The sequence below is a fragment of the Neorhizobium huautlense genome (assembly GCF_002968575.1).
In the GTDB taxonomy this organism is placed as follows: domain Bacteria; phylum Pseudomonadota; class Alphaproteobacteria; order Rhizobiales; family Rhizobiaceae; genus Neorhizobium; species Neorhizobium huautlense.
The window spans coordinates 132,301-149,934 of record NZ_PVBM01000001.1 but is presented as its reverse complement, the minus strand read 5'-3'; the positions used below and the strand labels follow the sequence as shown (position 1 = coordinate 149,934).

Below are 17,634 nucleotides of genomic sequence, written 5' to 3'. Positions count from 1 at the left end.
TCATTCCGATTTGGCCATCGTCGGGAGGGGAAGCACGGCTTTTGCCCAGGCGGCGAATTCGGCGGCAGCGCGAACGCGGACCGTATCGTTCAGCGTCTCGTGGCGGGTCGCCGGCCAGATTTTCGTCGTGACGTTGGAAAGCCCGTTCTTCTTCAAATGCCCAGAGAGCCAGAGGACCTCGCGTCCCCTGTTGGTGGCCGGGTCCTCGGCTCCGCCGATCAGGTGAATCGGCAGATCCTTCCGCAGCCTGCCGATGAGCTTCGGAGCCCGAAAAGTCATTTCGAAGAGGTCGAGCCAGAGCGAGACGCTGGCATCGAAACCGCAAAGAGGATCGGCGATATAGGCATCGACGATCTCCCCATCGTGGCTCAGCCAGTCGAAGGCGGTTCGATGGCCGGGAATTGAACGGCCCCAGGCCTCGAAGGTCAGTTTGGGCAAGAGGCCGCTCGGCACGTCGGAGCCCTTGAGCGCTTTTTCCGCAAGAAGGATTGCCTGCGCCGCACGCCCGGCTATGCCGGGATTGAAATTCGAATTCCAGACAGCGACGGCATCATAACTATCGGGATGATCGACCGCTGCGTTGAGCGCGATCAGACCTCCCATGGAATGGCCGAAGAGCAGGACGGGCAAACCGGGATGATTTTGAGCCGCCATGTCGCGCATGGCTTTAACATCCTCCGAAACGAGCCGAACGCCGTCTCGTCTGCCGAAACGTCCGAGTGGCGCATCCGGTGCCGTCGTTTCTCCGTGGCCGCGATGATCGAACGCGTAGACATGAAAGCCGTGGCCGGCCATGGCTTCGGCAAATGGTCCGTAGCGCTTCGAGTGCTCGGCAAGGCCATGACAGATGAGGAGGATTGCCGTCACCGGCTCGGCGCCCGGCTGATGGTGATTGGCAAGGCTCGCTCCCGTGGCGCTTGCGAGCTGTCTGGTTTCGTCGAACATGCGGATCCTCCCGTCTGCCTCACCGTTTATGCGCGATTTTCCAGCTTGTGCATCGGTTTTTTCCGAAAAGTGCTTCACACTCTTCGGTCGGATGCACTACATAGCGGCAAAACAGATCCCCCTCCCGGAGCAGTTCATCCTATGGCACGTCAGTTCATTTATCACATGGCCGGCCTCAACAAGGCCTACGGCAACAAGAAGGTATTGGAAAACATCCATCTTTCTTTCTACCCGGATGCCAAGATCGGCATCCTCGGCCCGAACGGCGCCGGTAAATCCACCGTGCTGAAGATCATGGCAGGGCTCGACAAGGAATATACCGGCGAGGCCTGGCTCGCCGAGGGCGCGACGCTCGGCTATCTGCCGCAGGAGCCGCAGCTCGATCCCTCCAAGGACGTCATGGGCAATGTGATGGAAGGCGTCGCCGACAAGAAGGCGATCCTGGACCGCTATAACGAGCTGATGATGAACTATTCCGACGAGACGGCGGAAGAGGGCGCCAAGCTCCAGGATATCATCGACAGCCAGAACCTCTGGGATCTCGAAAGCCAGGTCGAGATGGCCATGGACGCGCTGCGCTGCCCGCCGGGCGACTCCGCCGTCGACAATCTCTCTGGCGGTGAAAAGCGCCGCGTGGCGCTCTGCAAGCTGCTGTTGTCCCAGCCGGACCTGCTGCTGCTCGACGAACCGACCAACCACCTCGATGCCGAGACGATCGCCTGGCTCGAAAAACACCTGCGGGAATATCCCGGCTCGGTGCTGATGATCACCCACGACCGCTATTTCCTCGACAACGTCACGGGCTGGATTCTCGAACTCGATCGCGGCCGCGGCATTCCCTACGAGGGCAACTATACGGCCTATCTGCAGGCCAAGGCGAAGCGCATGGCGCAGGAAGGCCGCGAAGAGGCCTCCCGTCAGAAGGCGATCTCCCGCGAGCAGGAATGGATTTCCGCCAGCCCCAAAGCGCGCCAGGCGAAGTCGAAGGCGCGTATCCGAGCCTATGATGAACTGGTCGCAGCCGCCGAGGACCGCCGTCCCGGCGACGCGCAGATCATCATACCGATCGGCGAGCGCCTCGGGCAGGTCGTGATCGAGGCAGAGAACATCTCGAAGAGCTATGGCGATCGCGTTCTCTTCGAGGGCCTGACCTTCAAGCTGCCGCCTGGCGGCATCGTCGGCGTCATCGGTCCGAACGGTGCGGGTAAAACGACACTCTTTCGCCTGATCACCGGCCAGGAAAAGCCGGATGAGGGCACCGTCCGCATCGGCGACACCGTACATCTCGGTTATGTTGACCAGAGCCGCGATTCGCTCGACGGCAACAAGACCGTTTGGGAGGAGATCTCAGGCGGCAACGACATCATCAAGCTCGGCAAGTACGACATGAACTCGCGGGCTTATTGCGGCGCGTTCAATTTCAAGGGTGGCGACCAGCAGCAGAAGGTCGGCAATCTCTCGGGCGGCCAGCGCAACCGCGTGCATCTCGCCAAGATGTTGAAGGCAGGTGGTAACGTGCTGCTGCTCGACGAACCGACCAACGACCTCGACACGGAAACGCTGGCGGCCCTCGAAGACGCGCTCGAAAACTTTGCCGGATGCGCGGTTATCATCAGCCACGACCGCATGTTCCTCGACCGTCTGGCCACCCATATCCTGGCTTTCGAAGGGGACAGCCATGTCGAGTGGTTCGAAGGCAATTTCGAGGATTACGAGCAGGATAAGATTCGCCGGCTCGGAGCAGATTCGGTCAACCCTCGGCGCGTGACCTACAAGCGTCTGACGCGCTAATATTTTTTAGCGATCTCTAAGTAAAGCCCTGGTAGTCCCAGGGCTTTTGCTTTTTGGAGCGGTAAAAAAATACTGAATCCGCCACCCCCAGATTTTTGGGGGATTCTTGCGATGGTCGGTCAATACAATCGCAAAGATTGGGAGCGCAGGCTGGTGACGGGGGAGGTCCATGTTCGCCGGGCCGGCTATGCTGTCATGAAGACAGTCCATCGTAGAGGGTTGATTCATGGTGCGCTTGATCGAGCGGCTGCCTTTTCGCGCTTCGCTGACGCTTTTGGCTCTGGTGCCATTGCTGGCGGTGGTCTGTCTCGGAGCGTTTGTCAGTTGGAATTCCTATGCGAGCTATCGGGAACTCGAGCGGGCATTGGCGCTCGAGAAGCTCGCCCGTGCCGGCGGTGAGTTGATGCTGGTCATGCCTGTAGAGGGTGCCGCTACGGCAGCCACGAGGTCGGATATAAGGGTCAAGGCCGATAGCGCGCACCGAGCGCTTCTCGAGATCTATGACAAGACCGTTGCCTTCGGCATAAATGACGCCGGGCTTGCAAAGACCAAGTCATCCCTGGACGAGCGCTGGGGCAAGCTTCCCGAATACCGTTCCGCCATCGATGCGGGCAGTGCCGATCCGCTCATGTCGCTGCGCTATCTTCAACCGATATCAGCCTCTGGCCTCGAGCTTGCAGGGCGGGTCGGCAACCTCATCGACAATCAGGAACTCTCGCGTGCCGTGCAGGGCTACCACGCCTTCATGCAGGTGAACGAAGGCTATTTGATCATCAATCGTATCGGCCAACAATATACGCGCAATGGTGTGCTGACTGCCGAGGAGCTGGCCAAGTTCGGGCACGGCAAACATCAGATCCGCATCTATGAACAAGCCTTCCGCCAGTTTACGCCGCCCGATCTGCTGCAAAGATACGATACGTTCCTGCAAGGGGTGGAAGGTCAGCTGATCGACAAGACGATAAAGGCAATGGATTCCCTCAAGCCCTACACCCCGGCGCCCGGCGATTTCGACGCATGGATTGGAGCCATGGTGAAACGACGGGACTTCGTGGCGGGACTTATACAGGAAAATGCCGGCAAGATCGGCGGTCTGGCCGCCCAAAAATGGAACGATGCGTCTTCGACCCTTCAGCTGACGTTATCGGCTCTCGGCATCTTCATGGCGATCTCGATCGCTTTCAGCGTGATGATTACCCGCGGCCTGTCAGGCTCGATACGCAAGATCGGCGATTGCATGGCCAACTTGGCCGAGGGCGACATCGCCGCCGCTATTCCTTACGCGGAGCGCAGCGACGTGGTGGGAGAGATGGCACGTTCGGTCGAGGTTTTCCGGGACGCGGCAGGCCGGAACAGGGAGCTAGAAGCGGAAGCCGAAGCCAATCGTCGCCGCGCCGAGGCGGAACGTATCGAGATGCAGCGCAGTACCGAAGTCGAAGCCGAAGGACGTCTCAACCAGGCGACCGGTGCACTTGCAGCCAGCCTGCGGCGGCTTGCAGCCGGCGACATGCTCTGTGAAGTCCACGAACCTCTCGCCCCGCAGTTCGAGGCGCTGCGGCAGGACTTCAACACGTCCGTGCGTCAGCTTCGCGAAGCGCTGCTCAGCGTCGGTAGTTCGGTTTCGACGGTTACCAGCGGGTCGCGCGAGATTTCGAGTGCTTCGGACAACCTATCCAAGCGCACCGAACAGCAGGCGGCTTCGCTGGAGGAAACCGCCGCAGCGCTCGAGGAGATCACCTCGAACGTGATCGCCACCTCCAAGCGCACTGCCGAAGCTCGTGATGTCGTGCGCGATGCCCGCGCCCGGGCCGACCAGTCCGGCCACGTGGTCCGTAATGCCGTCATGGCCATGGAGCGGATCGAGAAGTCGTCGCAACAGATCAGCCAGATCATCGGCGTCATCGACGAGATCGCCTTCCAAACGAACCTTCTGGCGCTGAATGCGGGTGTGGAGGCAGCGCGTGCGGGTGAGGCGGGTAAGGGCTTTGCGGTCGTCGCGCAGGAGGTCCGCGAGCTTGCGCAGCGGTCCGCCAATGCTGCCAAGGAGATCAAGGCTCTGATCTCCAGTTCTGCTGTAGCCGTCGGTGAGGGCGTGAAACTGGTCAACGATACGGGCGAGGGACTGGGCGTGATCGAGCAGCTTGTCCAGAGCGTGACCACCCATATGGACGCCATCGCGATTGCGGCGCAGGAACAGTCGGTCGGCTTGGCCGAGGTCAATACTGCCGTCAATCACATGGATCAGTCGACACAGCAGAATGCCGCGATGGTTGAAGAGATGAATGCCGCGGGTGCGGGGCTGGCACAGGAAAGCGACAAGCTGAACGATTTGTTGTCCCACTTCCAGCTCGGCGAAAATGCCGGTGGGCGTCGTGTCGCGGCCGCTCCTCCATCGGCGGTCGCCCGACAGGTCGTACAAACATCGCACCGCCCTCTGCGGGCGCGGCCGGCGATTTCTCACGGCAATGCGGCCGTAGCTCAGGCCGCAAATGAATGGGAAGAGTTCTGACATCCAATCTCAATTCCACTAACGGGGCGGCCTGTCGGCCGCCTTTCTTTTTGCGGTGGAGGCGATGGAACGCGTTTCTCGCTTGCGTCGAGCCAGCAAATCACATAAACATATCTTTATATGTTGATTGGATGGGATGCTGCTTCGATGGGTCTCGCGCTCGATACATTGGTAGATGTGCTCAAAACGGCAGGCGAGCCCACTCGCTTCCGCCTGCTCGCACTACTGGCAGAGGGCGATCTTACGGTCACCGATCTCACGGATATCCTCGGGCAATCGCAGCCGCGGATTTCGCGGCACCTCAAGCTCCTCACCGAAGAGTCGCTGATCGACCGCTATCAGGAGGGAGCCTGGGCTTATTTCCGTCTGAGACAGGAAGGCAAGGCCGCCGCTCTGGTTCGTACGCTGCTGGCTGCCGCGTCGGAGGAGGATCCGGTCCTGTTGCGCGACAGCGAGCGGCTTTTGGCCGTCAAGCGCGTGAGGGCCGAACGGGCGCAAGCTTATTTCAGCCGCAACGCCTCGGAGTGGGACGAACTGCGGCGACTGCATGTGAGTGATGCAGCGGTCGAGGCGGCACTGCTGAAGCTCATCGGCAAGACGCCAATCGATGCGCTGCTCGATCTTGGGACGGGTACGGGCTGGATATTGCAGCTTCTGTCCGATTTTTATCGCCGAGCTGTCGGCATCGACGCAAGCCGTGACATGCTCGCTGTGGCACGCGCCAATCTCGACAAGGCCGGCATCACCAAGGCCTCCGTCCGGCACGGCGACATCCTGAACCTGCCGTTGGAAGGCCAGGACTTCGATCTGATCACGATCCATCAGGTGCTGCACTTCCTCGATCAACCGGAACTGGCCATCGCGGAGGCTGCCCGCGTACTGCGCCCCGGCGGCCGGATCATCATCGTCGATCTGGCGCCCCACAAGCTTGACTACCTGCGCGAGGATCATGCGCATATCCGGCTTGGCTTCTCTCACCAGGTCATGGCCGAGTGGCTGGACAAGGTGGGGCTCGAGGTGGAGGAGGCGATCGATCTCGGCTCCGGCAAGGAAGGCGCACTAACGGCGACAGTCTGGCTTGCACGAGACCGCAGGCTGTTGATCGCTTCCCACGCACCCGCAGAAACCCAAAACGCCTCATAAGGGAACTGACCATGACCGCCAATCGCGAACCCTTCAGCGTTTCTTTCGAATTCTTTCCGCCGAAGTCGGATGAGATGGAGGCCCAGCTGTGGGAAGCCGTGGAGCAGCTTGCGGGTTGGGCGCCGGAATTCGTGTCCATGACCTATGGCGCAGGCGGTTCGACGAAGGAGCCGACGCTTGCAGCGGTAACACGGATGATCGGCGAGGCGAGACTTCCGACAGCGGCGCATCTGACCTGCGTGGATGCTTCGCGCGAGGAAACGCGCGCGGTCATCGAAGCATATCGGGCCGCCGGAGTTCGCCGCATCGTTGCTCTTCGGGGCGATCCGGCAACCGGCATCGGAACCGCTTACCTTCCCCATCCCGAGGGGTATGCACAGACGGCAGATCTGGTGCGGGCTCTAATGGAATATGGGGATTTCGACGTGTCGGTGTCGGCTTATCCGGAAAAGCACCCGGAGAGCGCTGATCTTGCGGCGGATATCGAGGCCCTGAAAGCCAAGGCGGATGCAGGCGCCTCGCGGGCCCTCAGCCAGTTCTTCTTCGATAACGACATTTTCGAACGGTATCTGGAAAAGGTGCAGGGGGCGGGCGTTTCCATCCCCGTAGTACCGGGCATCATGCCGATCCAGAACCTTACCCAGCTCAAGCGCTTCGCCCGTCGTTGCGGCGCCTCTGTGCCGGCTTTCCTCGATGCCCGGTTCGAAGGGCTTGATGAGAAGCCGGAGGATCGCGCCAAGGTGGCGGCCGACGTTGCCGCAGAACAGATGGAAGATCTGAGCCGTCGCGGCATCCACGAGTTCCACATCTATACGATGAACCGCGCGCCGCTCGTTTCGGCCGTGCTGGAGCGGCTCGGCCGCCGGCAGATTGCCAGTCCTCGCACTGTCGCGGCCTGAATGAAAAACGCATGCTTCTACGAGAGGAGCATGCGTTCTAATTGAAGTGCTGATATCAAACGGTCATGGATGCAAAATTATGACCGGGTAGTGGGATCTGTAGCGTTCAGATGAACAGCATAGATGCCACGAACACGAACGCTACACCGACTACCAGGACATTCAGAGAGTATGTACGTCCCATGTCTGCCTCCTTGCGTTGACCGTTAAAGTCTATGTCGGTTTTGTGTCGATTGGAAAGCAGATTCTATGCTGCACCGCCGCTGCCCGAACCTCGCTTCACGAGCTTAAATCTGGCATATTGCTGAATTTGCTCAATAAATTTGTTGTTAATCTTAATTGTCGCACCCTTAAAAAGTGGTGTATGAGTGTTACGGAGCGTCATATTCCGTGAGAGCTGCGCTTCTTTTTGACACTTTGCAAAGCCATTTGCTGCAGTAGCGAAGAAGCCGTCCGTCGAGCAGGACGAGGCCGAACCCGATCAGCAGCATGCCGGCGATGTCCGGCGCCTCCAATCGCTCGCCAAGAAACAAGGCGCCCAGCAGAATGGCGCTTGGAGGCACAATGAGCGTCACCAGCGATGCATTGGTGGCGCCTGCCGTAGCCAGGATACGGAAGAAAAGCATATAGGCAAACGCCGTCGAGATCAGTGCCAGCGCCAGGATCGCCGCCACAGCCTCTATGGAAGGCGCCGGCAAGGTCCAAGGCTGGTCAAGGAGCATTGAAACGGGCAGCATCATCAGTGTCGAGGCAGTCAGTTGGCCGGTGGCGGAAACCGGAGCGGGAAGGCCGCGGAAACGTTTGCCGTAGGTTCCGGCTACCCCATAGGACATTGCTGCGGCCACCGGCAGAACCAGAGCCCAGAGCGGAGCAGATGCCGCTGTTGTGATGCTCGGCCCGATCAGAACAACCGTGCCGGCGAGGCCGGCGAGACAGCCGGCGATTTTGCCTGCCGTCAGTTTTTCGTCCGGCGTCCAACGATTGGCAATCAGGACTGTCCAGATCGGTGTCGTTGCATTGAGGATCGACGCAAGGCCTGCCCCGATCTCGGTCTGGCCGAAGAAGATCAGCGTATGGGGCAGGGCATTGTTGACGAAGCCCATGACCACGAAGGAGCGCCAGTGAGCGGCCAAGGACTGATAGAGGCCAAATCGGCCGTGGAGATAGATGTGGAGCGCAAGCGCTGCCAGGAATAGACGCAGGAAGACCAAAGTGAAGGGCGGCACTTCCAGCACGGCAATGCGCGCAAAAAAGAACGAGCCGCCCCAGATCAAGCCCAGCAGCAGAAGAAGCGCCCAGACAACTGCATTGGGCTTCGAAACGGTGGCGGTCGTCATGGAATTTTCCTTCACATCGGAAGCAGGAATATAGCCAGGACGAGCCGACCGCCACCCGAATCTTGAGCAGTGGGATTGCAGGCCTTAGAGTGCCGAAAGCAGCCCCTGGGTCGGCCACCCGTCTGCCGGCAGTCCCAAGCGGGCCTGTTCCTTCTGGACCGCCATGCGGGTGCCGGAACCCAGGATGCCGTCGACCTTTCCGACATCGTGGCCGAGCGATTGCAACTTCGCCTGCAATGCCTTCATACCGGAATCATCGAGGCCGGGTTCAGGCGTTCCCTTCAGATAGGGCGGAGCGCCGGACAGGCGGGTGGCGAAGTAGGCCGCCGATGTCGTGTATATAAAGGACTGGTTCCACTCGAGATAAATGCGGAAATTGGGATAGGTGAGGAAGGCTGGCCCCTTTCGTCCCTGCGGCAGGACAAGAGCCGCCGGCAGATCGCCGAAGCTCGTATTGCCGTCGCGCGGTGCGACGCCCATCTTGAACCATTCGCCAGCGGGAATCTCGTTGCCAAGGCCCGATTTCCCCCAGGGCAGGTTCTCAGCCAGCGTTACTTCCTGAACCCACGGCTGGCCTGCCTTGAAACCGAGGCTCTGGATGAATTTGGCGGCCGTCAGGATCGCATCGGCGGCGCTGTTCTTCACGTTGATATGGCCATCGCCATCGCCATCGACGCCAAACGCGATGATGTCCTCAGGCAGCATCTGCACCTGGCCGATCTCACCCGCCCAAGCACCGGTATTGGTCGCCGGATCCAGGTCTCCGTGCTGCACCATCTCGATGAGTGCGATAAGCTGCGGACGGAAGAGTTCCGGGCGCCGGCAATCATGAGCGAGCGTCACCAAAGCGTTGCGGGTGTTGAAGTCGCCCTGGACCGCTCCAAAATCCGTTTCCATGGCCCAGAAGGCGGTGATGACACCCGGAGCGACGCCGAATTCCTGCTCGGCGCGGGCGAAGACATCAGCGTATTGCTTCAGCTTCTGGCGGCCGATATCGAGCCGCGCCTGACTGACGGTGCGTTGGGAAAAATCGAGGAAGGTTTGGCGGAAGACACCCTGGGCGCGATCGCGGGACAGCACTTTCTGGTCGATCTGCGCGTCGGCGAGAGCTCGATCGGCGGCATCGGCAGGGATACCCTTGGCGATCGCTTCGGCCTTCACGCCCTGAAGGAAGGTGGAAAGATCACCTCCGCACGTGGGGGCCGGCGTCTGAGCAAGGGCGGTGGAGGTAAGGCAGCCGGCGACAACGGATGCGAGCAAGAGGCGGCGGACAAAAACAGCGGACATTCGGCGTTCCCAATGTGAATAAGCACCGCCGCATGTGGACAAAATCGTGACGGAAATGGCGGCAGCGGCGTCGGGGCAGGTTCTACCGCAACTGCTCACATATTGCCAGATGTCGGAGTGCCGGCAGGTCGAGGTTTACTTGCTGACGGATGCGACCCAGTTGTTCCAGCTCTTCGCCGTGCCGGAAAATACGTTGATATCCGTCTGACCTTGGATGCCCGGCACGATGCCCGTTGAGGTGTATTGCCAGAAGGCCCAGCGGCGACCGGCATAAATTTCACCGGGATGTGCTGCGACCGACCGCACCCAAAAATGATAATCGTTGAAGGCTCCAACCAGGTTGTCCCGGTGGAAGTCGACGGAGGTGTAGATGATCGGACGCTTACCGTAATGCCGTTCGATACGATCCATGAAGCGCTTCATAACGTCGCGCACGGTGGCAGGGTCAGGCTTCAGCTTGCAGGTCGGCGAGGCGTGGTTCCATTCCACGTCGAGCACCGGCGGCAGCTTCGTCGACTGCCTCGGCACATTGGCGATGAACCAATCGGCCTGCTCCTCCGGAGTCGAGCAGAAATAATAGAAGTGGTAAGGCGCGTGCGGAATACCGAATGCGGCGGCGTTGCGCCAATGCCGTTCGAATGCGGCGTCGACCCGATCTTTTCCTTCGGTCGCCTTGATGAAGGCGAATGCGACTCCGGAGCCCTTCACCTGAGCCCAATCGATATCCCCGTCGTTCCATTTGGAAAGGTCGATGCCATGGATTTCGTGGCGGCCGGGATGATATCTGCCGAAATCCTGCGGATCGTTATCCTTGAACCTCATCTGCTTGACCGACGAGGTCTCCACCAGATCGTAATCGGTCGATGTGCAGCCGGCGGCTGCGAGCATGGCTGTCGCAAGAAACGTCAAAAGGAGCCGAGGCATGGAAGTCCCGTGTTGATGCCGACTAAAGCCTCTCGCCTCACGAATCTGCAACGAGGAGGCGTAAACGCCATGTCGTCATAACGTCGTAAAAAATCGGTTATGGCAAGAGGGCTGCCAGCCGCATGCGCAGCGATCGGATATCAGCCGCGGCGGCGGATCACCGCGTGCCACGCATAACCCCAGCCGATCTCTTCGAAGATCATGTCGGCGTCTGCTGCGGCAAGCCTGCTTTCCAGCACACCGTGCAGGTTCGCACGAGGCGTGACGTGGAAGCGCGTCAGCCAAGCCTTCAGCAGCCGTCCGAACCAGCCGGGCAAGCGTTCCTGCTGGCCGAAATCGACGATATGCAGCGAGCCGTTCGGGGCAAGCGCGGCCAAGGCCGCATCGACTGCACCTTCCCAGTTCGGGATCATCGAAAGCGCATAGGAAATCAGGATTCGGTCAAAGCCCGTCCTGCCGAACTCCTCCGCCTTGAAATTCGTGGCGTCCGCCACCTGGAAGTTCGGTTCAGCGGCTCTGCCGCGAAAATTCGCTCGGGCGCTTTCGAGCATCGCTGCGGAGATGTCCAAGCCATAGAGTTTGGCAGTCGGATAATGCCGGTGAGCGAGCAACAGATTGCGGCCCGTTCCGCATCCGACTTCCAGCAATGTCGCTCCCGGCGGGACGTTCAGTCCTTCTACCGCCCGATCACGACCGAAGAGGTAATATTTGCGCGTGGCGTCGTAGATGTGACGCTGATAGCGGTACATCCGATCCATCCGCTCTGCATGCTCGTCGGGGAGGGACGTGCTTGTCATTTGCTGCGCCATCAGGCTTTTTTCACGTAGATATGGAAGCCGCCATAGATTGCGGACCGGTCCTGGAAGTTCAGTTCGGCCGATCGATCTTCCAGATAGGTCCACTGGTCCAGTAGCGCAGCCGCCAGCCGGCCATGAAGGACGGTCTTTTCAGCCGCCGTGCGGAAGATCACGCGGGCTCCGGAAGCTGCCGTGCGGGCGATTTCCGTCCAGAGATCGTTGAGCTGCTGATCCGTCATCCAGTCCTGAGCGTCGAGCAGGACGTAACGGTCCACGGAAGCCGCGGGCTTGCGCGCCAGAAGCTCGGTAAAGCTCGCGTGGTGGACCGTGACGCGATCGGCATTCTTGCGGATCATCTGAAAGTTTTCCGCCTTCAGATAAGTCGGCAGCGTACCCTCTTCCGCCTTTGGGTAGCGGCGTACGAAGGCTTGCCAGGCAAAGTAGTTGTCGCGCAACGGGAAATGGCAGGCAAGCTTTTCGAGTCGCTGGCGCAGCACCGGCGCGATCGATCCGTCGGCGGCAAGACTTGCGAGTTCGTCATATTGCTGCGGCGGGATACCGAGACCGAAAAGCGAACTCTTGCGGCTGGTGATCCAGCGGATCAGGGGTTTTTCGAACAGAGGAGCGATCTTCTGGTCGAAGAACTGCCGCTGCTCGCGCAGGGAGCGGGCATTCGCCATTTCGGTAAGGTCGGTTCCGTGCAAGCGGGCGATCAGATGGCCGGCGCCGATGAAGCGGCCGAGCAGGCCAGTTCTGTAGATGTTGCGATTGAAGACGCCGATGCGGCGTCGGCCCGAGAGGGACCGCTTCTCCCAATAGGCGCGCGTGGCGGTGTCGAGGTGCGGGGCGACGAATTTGTCGTAGCTCGTGCTGTTGGAGCGAACGCCGTCCATGCCGAAGTGGCGTACGACATCGCCGTGGCCCGGCAAATGGCGGAAGGCGGCCAGTTTCAGGCGGTTCAAAGCGACGTGATGTGGATTGAGGTCTACCACGTCGATCTTCCTCGGCGCGCGGGACAGATAGGCGAGCATATTGCAGCCGCCGGAACCGATTGTAACGATCGAGTGCTCTTCAGCCAGTTCCATGGCCGCCATGTCGACATCCGGATCTTCCCAGATCTGCGGATAAACCAGCCCGGAAAACAGCAGCCCGAAAAGCCTCTCTGAAAAACCCTGTCGAGAAAGTGCCTTGTGCTGCAGAAGCGCATCCTTGAGCTTCTTGTTTTTCCGAAAACCGGCTTCCTGAGCAATATCCGCCATAATCGAGTCCCGCCTAGTCCAGAGTTGCAGGGCGTGTAGCCCGATCATGCAACAGATTGATGACGCGGCCTGTGCTGAACTACAGAACGGGCACTGCGCCAGCAAAACTGCTTCCTTGGGGGCGAGAATCCTGATTGCATGCATGCGCAAAAGATGAGGGACCAAGCGATTGTTGATCAGGATTGCGAAGATTTGTTTTGGTGCCGTCCTGGTCAGTGTCGCCGGAATTGCGGGCTGGCTTTACGTTATGCCGCCGGAACTGCTGAGGGTCGGAAGCGGTTATGCCGCCAAAATCGTCTGCTCGAACGTCTTCATCGCCGCACAGGACGCTGACGTGGTGCTTGCGGTCGACGTCCAGGCGCCGGGCCATCCGCTGCTCAAGCTGATGCACGTGTCCGTCGATCGGACCGAAAGACGTGTCCATGCCGCGCTGCTCGGCATTTTTGCCGGCAATGATGCCGTCCATCGCGATGGCTTAGGGTGTACTGTCACTCCGAATGGGGAAACATTGCCGCGGGTGGAAACGGCATCGGCTATTCGGACGCCCGTCGATGAGACTGTCCTTTGGCCGGAGGGCGGAAAAATTGAATCCCATCCGGCAATTGCGCCTTTTCTTTCACGCGATGATCTCATTGGAGCCGGCATGCGGGCGGTGGTTGTCGTGAAGGGGGGGCGTATCGTAGGAGAGACCTATTCTGCCGGGTTTTCGAAGGACACGCCGCTTCTGGGGTGGTCTATGACCAAGACGGTCACTGCGGCAATCATCGGCACGATGATGCGGGACGGCCGGCTGTCGGCGGACGATAAAAGGCTCTTACCGCAATGGCAAAACGATCAGCGTGCCGACATCAGCCTCGGCGACCTTCTGGCGATGGAGAGCGGCCTGGCGTTCAACGAGAACTACGGCACGGTCGCGGACGTGACCCGGATGCTCTATCTTGAGAGCGATATGGCAAATTTTGCCGCGGATCAGCCGCTTGAGGCCGATCCGGGCACCCGCTTCAACTATTCCTCCGGCACAGGTGTGCTGCTTTCCCGGATATGGATGAGCCGGCTGGAAGAGAAAGCGGCGCTTGCCTATCCGCGAAAGGCGCTATTCGAACCGTTGGGAATGGCAAGCGCGGTATTGGAGGTCGATGCCACCGGTACTTTCGTCGGCAGCTCCTACATGTATGCGACTGCGTGGGACTGGGCGCGATTGGGACTGCTGCTGGTGCGGGACGGCGTCTGGAACGGTAACAGGATCCTGCCGGAAGGCTTCGTCGAAGCGATGCGCCAGCCGAACCGGACCTCGAACGGCCGCTATTCCAGGATGCAGACCTGGCTGCCGGTCGCCGGTAAGGGTCTGCCCGCCGATACATTCATCCTGGACGGCCATGACGGACAGAACGTCATCGTCATTCCATCGCTCGACCTTGTGGTCGTGCGGCTTGGCCTGACGCCGGAGCGCTATGATCCGTCGATGCTTGTTGCAGAGATCATAAAGGTGACGGCGGCGCCCTAAGGCGCCGCCAATTGCCATTACTTTTCAAGAACGTGCAGCATGTCCTTGCGCTTGGCATCGTAATAGTAGCCGCGCGCGTAGAGCTTGATGGCATTATCGTTCTTGTTGTCGGCGACCAGCCAGGCGCCACGCAGGTATTTGATCGCGTATTTCAGGTTTGTTTCAGCGTCGAGCAGACCCGAAGCGGGTCCTTCATAACCCATGGACTTGGCAGTCGAATATTTGATCTGCATGAGGCCCCAATAGCCGTTTTTGTGATAGGCCTTGGGGTCGTATTTGCTTTCCCGATGCACGACGCGGTGTACCAGCGATTCCGGCACGCCGTACAGTCCTGCGTAACGCTTGATGAGCTTGCTTAAATCCGCAGGTGCCGCAGCCGCGGTGGTCGGTAGCGGATCGCCGGGTGCCGGGGGAAATTCCATCGCCGAAAGTGCGGCGACGGCCCTTGGTTGAGCGGCATAGGCAAGTGTCGACGTGTCCGGTCGCGGCGTGGGTACGACCGATTGCAGCGCCACCATATCCGGTGTCAGTTCGGGCTCGTCCAATGCGATCGCTTGGGCCGCCACCGGCTGGATCCTGCCTTCTGAAACGGCGGGGGCTACGGCCGGAACGGCCAGCCGTCCGCCCTTGCTGGATGCGAGGATCGTCGAGGTTGCGGGCGATGCTGCTGCCACAAGGGTCGAGGTGGTCTTGCCAGGTATTAACGCCGTCGCGGCGCTCGGGGCGGGTGCCAAGGCAACTAACGGCGCCATGGTTGCAGATGCCATCGCTACCGTCTGGACCGAGGCCGCTTCTGCGGCCATCGGAACAGGAACCGGAAGCCGTGACGTCTTGGCGAGAGCGACAGTCGGCTGTGCACCCGCGGCCTGTGCCTGCTGACCAACCGGCAAATCCGACTTGTACTGGACGGCCAACTGCCCATCCGCGGAGGCGGTCTGAACCGCACCGGCTACAGAAGTATTTGTCGGGGCTTGGCTCTGAGTCGCGGCAAGTTTGGGTTCCCGTTCAACACTTGAACAGGAAGCGAGAACCGAAGACATGGCGCAGGCCACGGCCGTTCCACGGCCGAGAAATCGGATTATCGCCATTGGGTTTCTTTCATGAATTTGGTTACCCCAGCCCGCCGAACCGCTACCGAATATCTAGTTTCATTAACCTATTGGGCAGCGTCCGACAAGACGGTGAGGCCTAGGCCGCAATCCGGCGATAACCGGCCGTGACCGCACGTCGCGATATGAATCGCGTCTGGGGCTTGCGTGAGGCTTGGTTGAGGTTTGCAGCATTGCGTTTCCGGCCGAGAACGCGGCGCGGCAGCAGCACGTGGACGGCGCCACCGATTATCATGCAGACGAGAAAGATTGCCTGCATTTCAAGAAGCTGAAGCAAAATTGGAGTTTGGAGATCGATGAACTGCGCAAGTATGGCGGCAAGCACGAGCGCGTAGCGAAGAGTGAATGCGGATTGACCGAAGAGGCAGCCGAAAATCCGCGCGCGACGACATTCCGGCAGGTTGTCGTTGTCGGCCATGGGGCCGGTGATTTTCGGATCCTGATAGGACCACAATATATAGAGCATTAGGTAGCCAAGGCCGATCCAGGAAATCGTTTCCATCAGCCGCGGGGCATAAAGAGCCGCAATTGCGACCGGCACGCTCGCCAGCAGCAGGGCCGTCGTCAACCCAAGCGCCAGGCCGGGCAGGGTGGCGACCGCGGTACGGCGGCCACGCTGGAGAGAGAAGCTGGCAGTAAGACAAGCAAGAGGGCTCGGGAGAAGGACAAAAAAAATCGCGGTCGCGGCAAAAGCGAGCCAGATATCAGCCGTCATTCCACTTCCTCCCGAACGCCCCCAGGCGCTCGTCAATCGTCTTGTATCAAGCAGCTTCGAAGGGTTGACCGATATGGTCCATCACTTCGCCGAACCATTTTGCCGTCAGATCGAAATGTTTTCCACCCTTGATTCTCGGGAATTCGATCGTCCGCAGTTTTCCGTTCTGGTCTTCGTCATGACCGGTCACGCCCGAGACCTTGTTCAGGGCACTTTCTACCGCCAGATCGACCATGCCTTTGATCAGCATCAAATCAGCGGCGTTGGCAGCGGCCGAACGTGCAAAATAACCGGATTTCTGCACCATGGAGCGGTCGGCGCCAAGAAGTGCTGCGAACTGCTTCTGAAACCAGTTGCCGACATTGATCGTGTCGATCTTCACGTGACCGAAGGCGTCACGCTTGACCGTCTCGCCGGCGGCTTCCCGCTCGGCGACGATCGCGTCCAAACAGGCTCCTTCAGAAACGAAAAGGGTCACGAAACCGCGTTTGTCCATCACGTCCTTCAGCCGGGCGGCTTCCTTGTCGATGTCAAAGGCCATTTCAGGAAGATAGATGCCATCGATGTTTTTCAACTCCGAGTTCATCATCAGGCCTTCGACATATTCATTGTCCTTGGTCTTCTGGATATAGGCCCGTGCAGTGGCGGCGGTAAGCCAGCCGCAATGACGCCCCATCACTTCGTGGATCACAAGTGTGCGAGGAGCGGCGCTCTGTTCGTTCGAGACGTGGTCAAAGAAATGCGCCCCCACCTCCGCGGCCGTCCAGGCGCCGAGCGATTGTCGGATCGGCACGACGTCGTTGTCGACCGTCTTCGGCAACCCGACCACCGTCAGATTATAGCCGTTCGCACCGAGATAGGCGGCGAGGTCTGCTGCGGTGGTGTTGGTATCGTCCCCGCCGATGGTGTGCAGGATGGTGATGCCATCGGAGGCAAGGCGCTCGGCGGCGACCCTGAGAGGATTTTCTCCTTCCTTGACGAGGCCGCGCTTCACGCAGTCGGCGGCGTTTGTCAGCTTGACGCGGCTGTTGCCGATTGGCGAGCCGCCATAGCGATGCAACAGATGCGCCTTCTCCCGCATATCGGCCGTGATGCCGATGCGGTCGCCCAGGAGTACGCCCTGGTATCCGGAGCGGTAGGCAATCATCTCGATCTCCGGCGCGATATCGTTATAGCGCTCGATCAGTCCGCCCACGGCGGATGAGAGGCAGGGCGCAAGGCCTCCGGCGGTCAGCATCGCTACTTTTTGTTTGGCCATCGATCCTCCTTGACGCGTACACTCGCGTTCAGTTCAAAACCGCTCGAATGGATGCGACAGAGATGGTCACCTGTAAAGTGAATTTCTCAAGAAAATCCGGCCTTTCGGCTGAATATGAAGGCAAGCGGCGATATAATCGTTTCAACTGAGAGAACCC

Annotated in this window: 14 protein-coding genes; 5 read left to right on the top strand and 9 right to left on the bottom strand. The window is 59.9% G+C overall.

Going from position 1 to position 17,634, the window contains the following annotated elements; all coding sequences use genetic code 11:
* The gene (locus tag C5L12_RS00685; protein WP_105370087.1) at positions 1-945 is read right to left on the bottom strand and encodes an alpha/beta fold hydrolase; all 945 of its coding nucleotides are present in this window, start codon (positions 943-945) and stop codon (positions 1-3) included.
* 141 nt (positions 946-1,086) lie between these two features.
* Between C5L12_RS00685 and ettA the strand changes: the two genes are divergently transcribed.
* The 4 genes from ettA to metF all read left to right on the top strand — a co-directional run bounded on the left by ettA (position 1,087) and on the right by metF (position 7,287).
* Entirely contained in the window at positions 1,087-2,736 is a 1,650-nt protein-coding gene (ettA, locus tag C5L12_RS00680) for an energy-dependent translational throttle protein EttA (RefSeq protein ID WP_105370086.1), read from the top strand.
* 226 nt (positions 2,737-2,962) lie between these two features.
* A complete protein-coding gene (locus tag C5L12_RS00675; protein ID WP_105370085.1) occupies positions 2,963-5,245 on the top strand; it encodes a methyl-accepting chemotaxis protein in 2,283 nt (760 codons plus the stop codon).
* Positions 5,246-5,392: 147 nt separating this feature from the next.
* The gene (locus C5L12_RS00670) at positions 5,393-6,388 is read left to right on the top strand and encodes an ArsR/SmtB family transcription factor (protein ID WP_105370346.1); all 996 of its coding nucleotides are present in this window, start codon (positions 5,393-5,395) and stop codon (positions 6,386-6,388) included.
* An 11-nt stretch (positions 6,389-6,399) separates the two neighbouring features.
* Positions 6,400-7,287 carry a methylenetetrahydrofolate reductase [NAD(P)H] gene (gene metF, locus C5L12_RS00665; protein WP_105370084.1) on the top strand — a complete coding sequence of 296 codons (888 nt, stop codon included), beginning with the start codon at positions 6,400-6,402 and terminating at the stop codon, positions 7,285-7,287.
* Positions 7,288-7,658: 371 nt separating this feature from the next.
* Here metF and C5L12_RS00660 read toward each other — a convergent pair whose 3' ends face one another.
* The 5 genes from C5L12_RS00660 to C5L12_RS00640 form a co-directional block, all read right to left on the bottom strand.
* Positions 7,659-8,624 (bottom strand): DMT family transporter, encoded by a 966-nt coding sequence (locus C5L12_RS00660; RefSeq protein ID WP_105370083.1) that lies wholly within the window; start codon positions 8,622-8,624, stop codon positions 7,659-7,661.
* Positions 8,625-8,708: 84 nt separating this feature from the next.
* Positions 8,709-9,911, bottom strand: a complete 1,203-nt coding sequence (locus C5L12_RS00655; protein ID WP_105370082.1) for a lytic murein transglycosylase — start codon at positions 9,909-9,911, stop codon at positions 8,709-8,711.
* A 135-nt stretch (positions 9,912-10,046) separates the two neighbouring features.
* Entirely contained in the window at positions 10,047-10,835 is a 789-nt protein-coding gene (locus C5L12_RS00650) for a glycoside hydrolase family 25 protein (protein ID WP_105370081.1), read from the bottom strand.
* Positions 10,836-10,975: 140 nt separating this feature from the next.
* On the bottom strand, positions 10,976-11,632 hold the full coding sequence (locus C5L12_RS00645; RefSeq protein WP_425350719.1) for a class I SAM-dependent methyltransferase: 657 nt from the start codon (positions 11,630-11,632) through the stop codon (positions 10,976-10,978).
* 11 nt (positions 11,633-11,643) lie between these two features.
* Positions 11,644-12,891, bottom strand: coding sequence for a BtaA family protein (locus C5L12_RS00640; protein WP_105370079.1), 1,248 nt, complete (start codon positions 12,889-12,891; stop codon positions 11,644-11,646).
* Between the two features lie 169 nt (positions 12,892-13,060).
* Here C5L12_RS00640 and C5L12_RS00635 point away from each other — a divergent pair, with 169 nt between their 5' ends.
* The gene (locus tag C5L12_RS00635) at positions 13,061-14,395 is read left to right on the top strand and encodes a serine hydrolase domain-containing protein (RefSeq protein WP_280952502.1); all 1,335 of its coding nucleotides are present in this window, start codon (positions 13,061-13,063) and stop codon (positions 14,393-14,395) included.
* Positions 14,396-14,412: 17 nt separating this feature from the next.
* Here C5L12_RS00635 and C5L12_RS00630 read toward each other — a convergent pair whose 3' ends face one another.
* The 3 genes from C5L12_RS00630 to C5L12_RS00620 form a co-directional block, all read right to left on the bottom strand.
* Positions 14,413-15,309, bottom strand: a complete 897-nt coding sequence (locus tag C5L12_RS00630) for a lytic transglycosylase domain-containing protein (protein ID WP_245422718.1) — start codon at positions 15,307-15,309, stop codon at positions 14,413-14,415.
* Between the two features lie 274 nt (positions 15,310-15,583).
* Complete coding sequence (locus tag C5L12_RS00625; protein ID WP_105370078.1) at positions 15,584-16,219, bottom strand: LysE family translocator; 636 nt, start codon at positions 16,217-16,219, stop codon at positions 15,584-15,586.
* Positions 16,220-16,265: 46 nt separating this feature from the next.
* The gene (locus C5L12_RS00620) at positions 16,266-17,477 is read right to left on the bottom strand and encodes a pyrophosphate--fructose-6-phosphate 1-phosphotransferase (RefSeq protein ID WP_105370077.1); all 1,212 of its coding nucleotides are present in this window, start codon (positions 17,475-17,477) and stop codon (positions 16,266-16,268) included.
* Positions 17,478-17,634 lie beyond the last annotated feature (157 nt).

Coding starts and splice junctions, on each gene's coding strand:
- C5L12_RS00685 (WP_105370087.1), bottom strand. CDS start 945: ATGTTCGACGAAACCAGACAGCTCGCAAGCGCCACGGGAGCGAGCCTT.
- ettA (WP_105370086.1), top strand. CDS start 1,087: ATGGCACGTCAGTTCATTTATCACATGGCCGGCCTCAACAAGGCCTAC.
- C5L12_RS00675 (WP_105370085.1), top strand. CDS start 2,963: ATGGTGCGCTTGATCGAGCGGCTGCCTTTTCGCGCTTCGCTGACGCTT.
- C5L12_RS00670 (WP_105370346.1), top strand. CDS start 5,393: ATGGGTCTCGCGCTCGATACATTGGTAGATGTGCTCAAAACGGCAGGC.
- metF (WP_105370084.1), top strand. CDS start 6,400: ATGACCGCCAATCGCGAACCCTTCAGCGTTTCTTTCGAATTCTTTCCG.
- C5L12_RS00660 (WP_105370083.1), bottom strand. CDS start 8,624: ATGACGACCGCCACCGTTTCGAAGCCCAATGCAGTTGTCTGGGCGCTT.
- C5L12_RS00655 (WP_105370082.1), bottom strand. CDS start 9,911: ATGTCCGCTGTTTTTGTCCGCCGCCTCTTGCTCGCATCCGTTGTCGCC.
- C5L12_RS00650 (WP_105370081.1), bottom strand. CDS start 10,835: ATGCCTCGGCTCCTTTTGACGTTTCTTGCGACAGCCATGCTCGCAGCC.
- C5L12_RS00645 (WP_425350719.1), bottom strand. CDS start 11,632: ATGACAAGCACGTCCCTCCCCGACGAGCATGCAGAGCGGATGGATCGG.
- C5L12_RS00640 (WP_105370079.1), bottom strand. CDS start 12,891: ATGGCGGATATTGCTCAGGAAGCCGGTTTTCGGAAAAACAAGAAGCTC.
- C5L12_RS00625 (WP_105370078.1), bottom strand. CDS start 16,219: ATGACGGCTGATATCTGGCTCGCTTTTGCCGCGACCGCGATTTTTTTT.
- C5L12_RS00620 (WP_105370077.1), bottom strand. CDS start 17,477: ATGGCCAAACAAAAAGTAGCGATGCTGACCGCCGGAGGCCTTGCGCCC.